Raw genomic sequence first — 5,740 nt, forward strand, 5'->3', positions numbered from 1 at the left:
CATGCTTGCAACATGGAACGGCGCGACGCGGAATGCCGACAGCCTCCGCAAGGAAAACCGTTCCGCCCCGCAGACTTCTTCAGCAGCCTGTTAAGATATCTTTCGGCAAAGTGCCAAAGCGATGTTTGAAGGCCCGGGTGAAATTTGAAAAGTCCTCGTAGCCACACAGGATCGCCGCCTGGGTAACAGTGTTGACCTTCTTTCCGTGCAACAGCGCGAAAGCACGGTCCAGCCGCTGTTCCGACAGCCAGTTTACCAAGGTCGTGCCATCGCAGGCAAAGGCGCGGAAAAGCGTGCGCCGCGAAGTGCCGATACATCTCGCTATCACGTCGGTGCTGAGGCGGGGTTCGTCCATGTTATCCAGAATATAGCGTTTAGCCTTTTCCAGAATATCTCTGTGAGACAGGCTAATCCCGTCGCCGTAAAATCCAAAATCGATGGATGAGGAAATGATATCCATCAAGGAAGATTCAAGCCGTTCCTCACAATACGACGAATTGCAGTGTTCGATCTTCAAAAACTCGCGCATGTTGGACTTCAGGATACCGGCAGCCACCTGCCCTGCGGGAAGCATCCTCCCCATCAGGCTGTGCAGGTTCTGCACTTTCCGTTCAAGTTTGTCTCGCGGCATCATCACAATCATCATCGCGGTATCTTCGCTGATATTCCACCTGAACGGCCTGCCCGAGTCATAAATGAGCACATCCCCCGCATGCGGTGTCTGCTCACGGCCAAGTTGCGCAAATTGCCCCGAGCCGTGTTCGATGACCGCGATGAAAATATCATCGTTGGGCTTGTCCGAAATGATGCGCCGGTTTCGGTCATAGCGCATTGGGGATGCGCTAAGGTGGCAAAGATTCACCTCCCCGATTTCAACATTTGTGAGTTTGGACCGAAAGGCATCTGGCGCCACAAGTGAAAGGTTTTCGCTTGGACTAAGGCGCGCGCAGACGACGTCATTCCAATAGGAATATCGATCTCTTGGTTCAATCGCCTCGGAATTGAACTCAATCCGCCGTTTCGAACCCAACATAGCTGACGCTGCGCCTCTCGCTGGACCTTGGGCAAGGATTGCCCCCGAGGTTCCATCCGGGCAAGTGCAAAGGCGAAAAGCCTGCTCACTTTGGGGGGGCCGGTCAAGTGCTGCCTAAAAAATATGCAGAGGATAGTCCAGAGCAGAGCTCTGAGTCGCGGAGATCGCATCGATTGGCGCACTCTGACCATTTTTTTGGCCCAGAGTGACGAGTTCACTGCCCGAACTGAAGGCTAACGTGATGCATAGTTTAACAAGATGGCAGGGACCTATGGATCAGCGAATGTTTAGCAGTTCGGCTTCTGCAGATAACACGGCGTCTGGCGCTTTCATTCCACCACACGAGACCTTGCTTGCCGCGTGCTCCAAAAAAATTCTGACGCCGCTGGCCGCAATGTTCTGTGCGACCTGTATGATAACGGCGGCTGCTCTTGCCGACGAATGTGGGCCGGTAAACGGAGCGAAATTCATATGCGGGGTCGACAACGTGGAGGACTTCGTCCGACTCCCGAACGGACAGATCCTTGGCAGCGATCTCGCGGCGGCGGGAAAGCAGGGATATTTTTTCCTGTTCAGCCCAGATCACAGCTTCGAAAAGATCTTGCCCGAAGATATTGCGATCGCGCCGGACCCGGCCTACGCCGCCTGTGAAGGCCCCCCCGACTGGGAGATATTCACGCCCCATGGCATGGATGCCGTGCCGCAGGGCGATCTTGTAAAACTCTACGCCGTAAACCATGGCGGTCGCGATGATATCGAGGTCTTCACCATTGATCTTTCCTTAGGCGCTGCAAAGTTTGCCTGGAACGGCTGTCTTGTTTCGCCTGAGGGATCGTGGCCGGATGATGTTGCGGCCCTGCCGTCGGGTGGCCTGGTGGCCAGCAGCCTATGGGATCCCCGCGACGAGGACCGCCTGAAGAAACTTGCTGAGGGTAAGCCGGTCGGTCAGCTTCTTGAATGGCACGCCGACAAGGGCTGGTCTTCGATTGATGGCACTGAAGAGCTTTCCGGGGCCAATGGGGTGATTGTCTCCGCCGATGGATCGACGATCTATCTCGCGGCCTGGTCGGGCAAACAGCTTGCCATCATTGACCGGGCCAGTGGTGATATCAAAACCATTGACCTGGACTATACCCCCGACAACCTGATCTGGGATGCCAGGGGCGAAACGATTTTCATCGGCGGCACGACGGCAAATGTGCCTGACGCGCTTGATTGCTTTGTGTCGGACAAGATCAACTGCCCCGAGATCGGGGTACGCGTTGACCGCTTCGATCCGAAAACCATGAAGATCGAGACCTTGATCAAAGGCAATCAGTTTGGTGAGTTCGGCATGGCGACCGGCGCGATGGATGTCGGCAATGAACTCTGGGTCAACAGCTATCGCAGTGACAGAATTGCGATCTTTGACCTGAAGTGATGCCATTGCCTGAAGTGACGCCCTTGCAGGCTGGAATGCGCGAAGGCGATTCAGCCTGTCGCCTGGTGGACCGGACCCAAGGTCTGGGCAGGCGGCAAAGCGCGGCTTCGATACTCTGATCACGCGTTGCGACCGCCCACGATTACCCCATTTCCAGCGAAATCGCGGGCCGAAGCTCACCCGAACACACATTGCTCGGGCAAGGTCTGCAAATCAGCCAATAGGGTAGGAAGATGACATTCAACCAAACGGAACGCGGCACCGCCCGTCCCTCCGAGGGACCTGCAGAGCTGACTTCAGGCCCCGATGGGGCGATCCCGCTGATGCCCGCGGAGGAAGATCTTGTCGAACTCGGCTATGATGTATCACAGATCACCCCGGTTCCAGGGGCTCTCCGGACCTCAACACAGATGGATCAGTTCTGGATCTGGGCTGGTGCCAACGTCGCGCCAATCAACTGGGTGCTGGGGGCCTTGGGCATACAGTTCGGCCTCAGCCTGATCGACACAGTCGCGGTCATCATCGTTGGCAATCTGATAGGAGCCGCACTTTTTGGCTTCATGTGCATCATGGGCCACCGAACGGGCGTGCCACAGATGGTGCTGTCGCGCGCGACCTTCGGCCGGCGCGGGGCTTATCTGCCAACACTCATGCAGGTTCTCATGCCGATCGGGTGGGTCGCAATCAATACCTGGGTCGTGCTTGACCTCGCGATGGCAGCCTTCGAACGACTTGGCGTGGCAGGCAGCCCCGAGCTTAAGTATTCAATTGCAGTGGTCGTGATGATCACGCAGGTCTGCATCGCGGCCTGGGGCTTCAACGCGATCAAGTATTTCGAGCGCTATACCATGCCAGTCATCCTGATCATCATGCTGGTGATGACCGGTTTGGCCTTCTTTGAGGTGGATGTTCAGTGGACGGTCTCCACGGTTTCAGGCATCAACCGGCTTTCGGCAATGAGCAGCCTGATGACGGCAATCGGAATTGGCTGGGCAATCGCCTGGCTTGTGTATGCCTCTGACTATACGCGCTTTACGCAAAAGTCGCTGACCGACCGCCAGGTCTTCAAAGCAACCTTCCTCGGCCTGGTCATCCCTTCGGTCTGGCTCGCCTGTCTTGGCGCGATGATTGCCTCCGCAGGTGCGGGCGCTGATCCGGCCCAGCTCATCATCACGGTCTTCGGAGCCATGGCCCTGCCGGTGCTTCTGGTGCTGGTGCATGGCCCCATCGCCACGAATATTGTCGTGATCTACTCGGCCGCCCTCTCCGTCGCGGCACTTGATCTTAAGGTCAAACGGTGGGTGGTTTCGCTGCTGACCGGCGTCGTCGCCATGGCCGTGCTGGTCGGGTTTCTGCAGTCGGGAAGCTTTGCCGCCTCGTTCCAGAACCTGATGATCCTGTTTGTGGTGTGGATCAGCCCCTGGGGCGCCATAACGCTGCTGGATTACTTCTGGATCAAGAGAAAGCTGATCGAGGTCGATCAGCTGTACCGCGCTCCGGGCGAAAGCCTTTATGGCGATATCAACTGGTGGGCGCTTGCATCGCTGCTGATGGGTGTCTTTGCCGGCTGGACCTTTCAGGTAGGTGCAACACCCGCCCTTAACGGACCATTTGCAGAGGCAATGGGTGGCATCGACCTTTCCTGGCTGGTCGGCGCGGTGGTGGCTGCTGGCCTCTATCTCATCCGTCCAGGCTTGCGTCACGCTTAAGGAGAAGAAAATGCTTACAAACAGGACACCAATCGAAGAATATCATGGCCGCTGGAGCCGCGCTCAGGCCCTGTGCAAGGCGAACGGCGTCGAGGCGCTTGTCGTCTGGGGTAAGGGCGGAGGCACAATCGACACGGCCTTTGATCTGATCTACCTCGCCAATTATTGTCCGACGTTCCCCTACATTGCCGATCTGCCGAACGTCTGGTCCGGTATTTCGCATGCGGCGGTGATCATTCCTGCGACAGGCGAACCAGTGCTGGTGACCGACACCGATGCGATCCGCAGCGATTTTGTGGCGATTAAGGACATCCGCCCGGGAAATGGGTTTTTGCCGGACAGCGTCGCAGATACGCTAAAGTCCATGGGGCTGGGCGCGTCCCGCATTGGTCTGGTGGCCGGGGCCTCCTTGGTCGCCAATATCTACAGAAGGCTCGTGACCGTCTGCAAAGACATCGAATTTGTCGATATGGATATGGCGATCGAGAGCTTGCGCAATATCAAGACCCCCTTTGAGTTCCAGCTTTTGCGTGAGGCGGCTGATGTCGGCAACGCTGCAATGCTGGCCATGATGAAAAGCGCCTCGACCGCCGGAACAACCGAGGCCGACGCTGTCGCGGCGGCCTATAATGTTGCGATCCGTCGTGGTAGCGCGATAATTGACGCCGCTTGCGCATCGGGTCCGCATACAAAGCTCTATTCGGACGGCATGGTGCCGCAATGGACAACCCGTACACTTGCGCCGGGCGATATCTTCCATTGCGACATGTATGGCGCTGCCGTTGAGGGCTATGTCTGGGACTTCTCTCGAACGGTCGTCGCCGGTGGGACATGGACGGCGCGGCAGAATGAAGTTTACGACGGTGCAATTGCCGCCATCGAGGCCGGCGTGGCAGCTTGCCGCCCCGGCGTAACGGCAAGCGATCTGTACAAGGCCGTGCACGATGTCCTTGAGGGACGCGGCATCTTCTGCGGATATCCGATCCATGGCCATTCCTTCGGACTGGGCTGGGGCGGGCCGTGGCTTGTACCGGACAACGAAATGAAGGTCGAAGCCGGAATGGCGATTGCCATCGAATGCATGGCGGGTTGCGACGACGTCGGCTACGTCAAGTTCGAACACAACCTCCTTGTCCATGGCGACCGCAGCGAGCTTATCTCGACCTGCCCGGCACGGCTTTGACGCCAGGGCGACAGCGGGACATGATGCGTTTTCCGTATCCGGCCCCGTCAGCCCCGGCAGGCGGAGAGATGTGCATCGACGTGCTGATTCGCCCGGATCATGGAGGGGCTGGCCTCCGAGGCGGCCGTTCCGAAGCCGGTACTGATCGACGCGACCTCTCTGAAGGCGCACCGCACGGCGCCCAACCTGCGGGCGAGAAAGGGGGGGCAGCGACCAGCGGGCCGTCTGATCGGGCGAACGAAGGGGGCATGAACTCCAAACCGCACGCCAACACCGATGCCGATGGTCGACCGATCCGGATCTTCCTGACCGCAGGCCAAGTCAGATGGAGTGGTTGCCGCCCTCCCTAGACGGCATCGCAATGTGCCAAGGTCGTGGTGTTCAACGCCACGCGC

General features: G+C 58.0%; 4 protein-coding genes and 1 pseudogene. 4 read left to right on the top strand and 1 reads right to left on the bottom strand.

The window, feature by feature from the left end; translation table 11 throughout:
- Positions 1-79: 79 nt before the first annotated feature.
- Positions 80-1,033, bottom strand: a complete 954-nt coding sequence (locus J2X53_RS22245; protein WP_349039678.1) for an AraC family transcriptional regulator — start codon at positions 1,031-1,033, stop codon at positions 80-82.
- A gap of 283 nt (positions 1,034-1,316) precedes the next feature.
- Between J2X53_RS22245 and J2X53_RS22250 the strand changes: the two genes are divergently transcribed.
- The 4 genes and pseudogenes from J2X53_RS22250 to J2X53_RS22265 all read left to right on the top strand — a co-directional run.
- Positions 1,317-2,453 carry a hypothetical protein gene (locus J2X53_RS22250; protein ID WP_349039679.1) on the top strand — a complete coding sequence of 379 codons (1,137 nt, stop codon included), beginning with the start codon at positions 1,317-1,319 and terminating at the stop codon, positions 2,451-2,453.
- A gap of 233 nt (positions 2,454-2,686) precedes the next feature.
- Positions 2,687-4,162 carry a cytosine permease gene (locus J2X53_RS22255; RefSeq protein WP_349039680.1) on the top strand — a complete coding sequence of 492 codons (1,476 nt, stop codon included), beginning with the start codon at positions 2,687-2,689 and terminating at the stop codon, positions 4,160-4,162.
- Positions 4,163-4,172: 10 nt separating this feature from the next.
- Positions 4,173-5,345, top strand: coding sequence for a Xaa-Pro peptidase family protein (locus J2X53_RS22260; RefSeq protein ID WP_349039681.1), 1,173 nt, complete (start codon positions 4,173-4,175; stop codon positions 5,343-5,345).
- An 87-nt stretch (positions 5,346-5,432) separates the two neighbouring features.
- A pseudogene (locus J2X53_RS22265) lies at positions 5,433-5,668 on the top strand (IS5/IS1182 family transposase); the annotation flags it as partial.
- Between the last annotated feature and the right edge of the window lie 72 nt (positions 5,669-5,740).

Source organism: Pseudotabrizicola sp. 4114 (assembly GCF_031457365.1).
Classification (GTDB): Bacteria; Pseudomonadota; Alphaproteobacteria; order Rhodobacterales; family Rhodobacteraceae; genus Pseudotabrizicola.

What these genes read in the sequence shown, in the direction of transcription:
- J2X53_RS22245 (WP_349039678.1), bottom strand. Translation starts at nt 1,033, where the DNA reads ATGTTGGGTTCGAAACGGCGGATTGAGTTCAATTCCGAGGCGATTGAA.
- J2X53_RS22250 (WP_349039679.1), top strand. Translation starts at nt 1,317, where the DNA reads ATGTTTAGCAGTTCGGCTTCTGCAGATAACACGGCGTCTGGCGCTTTC.
- J2X53_RS22255 (WP_349039680.1), top strand. Translation starts at nt 2,687, where the DNA reads ATGACATTCAACCAAACGGAACGCGGCACCGCCCGTCCCTCCGAGGGA.
- J2X53_RS22260 (WP_349039681.1), top strand. Translation starts at nt 4,173, where the DNA reads ATGCTTACAAACAGGACACCAATCGAAGAATATCATGGCCGCTGGAGC.